Origin of the sequence: Campylobacter sp. 2018MI13, from assembly GCF_018501135.1 — a bacterium.
Taxonomy (GTDB): Bacteria; Campylobacterota; Campylobacteria; order Campylobacterales; family Campylobacteraceae; genus Campylobacter_E.
Map to the genome: position 1 here is coordinate 1 of NZ_JAHCZC010000150.1, position 1,231 is coordinate 1,231.

Below are 1,231 nucleotides of genomic sequence, written 5' to 3' on the forward strand. Positions count from 1 at the left end.
GCTATAAGTAGTGTTAATACCAAACAATAATTACTTGGAGTTATCAATGTATATAATAAATCACTATTATAAATTAGTTGTATGCTAAAGCTATAATAAAAACAATAATTCACACATATTAAAGCCAAAGTCCAGTTTAAAATAAGCAAAAAATCATTATGGTGATTGCTCGTAAATCTATACATTATCAATTGAAGCAAATCAATACTATTTTTAACTTGATTTTTATTATTATTTTTAAACATTATCTCAGATTCTTCATTAGAATTTTTGTTTAATTCTTCATTCATATTAATAGTATTTACTCTATATCTCAATTCCACTTCTTGAGCATATAATTCTAATTGATGCCATTTTTGAGATTCTAATAAATTATTTTGAGCTATTAAAACACTTTTAATAGCCCTAAAACTATCTTTTGCACCTTGAGAGTGTTGTATTAAATAATAATGATATGCTTTAAAAATATTATTATTATCATTTTTTTGTTTATCTTTATCGCTAATTTCCTTAATATAATCTCTAATTATTTCAATATCAATTAAAGACAGATCAACGCCAATTAAATTTACTAAATTTGCTTTTTCAAATGCACACATTGAGAAATTAGGGATATACTTGAAAATAGAAAAATAAAAATTAGCAATATCTTTAAAATAGGCGTTATAAAAACGAGCAATTTTTTCAAATCTTACCCAAGGAAAATAAGCTCTTTGATAAAAAAAGCTATTAGAAAAATCTACATTTTTTCTAAAAAAAGAATTGTTAAATATAACTTCTTTTTCAAATTCGCAATGTGAAAAATCTACATCGCCATCAAATTCTAATGCACTAAAATTTGCTTCTAATTTAAATTTTGAATAACTAAAATTTATATCTTTTTTAATATTTTTAATATCTTGAAAATTAATTTTATTATTAAAAACACACTCTTGAAAACTAAAAGATACTTCTTTTGTTAAAAACTCATACTTGCTAAAATCTAAATTCTCTTCAAAAGTTATTTTATTAAAAACAAAAATCCCTAAATTTCTATTTTTTAAATCAATTGTTGGAAGTTTGCTAAATGTATAATTTTCAAAAATAATTGAACCAATTTCTTCTTTACTATCTTGAAAAGATACTTCAATATTATCAAAATTAAAATTTTTAAAGTGTAATTTACAACATTTGTTTATTTTATTAAACTGTATTTTATTTTCAAATTTTCTTGAACCATCATATTCTTCCC

General features: G+C 21.4%; 1 protein-coding gene. It reads right to left on the reverse strand.

The window, feature by feature from the left end:
* The coding region (locus tag KJQ99_RS09390) for a pentapeptide repeat-containing protein (protein WP_214150665.1) at positions 1-1,231 on the reverse strand (1,231 nt) is incomplete at both ends.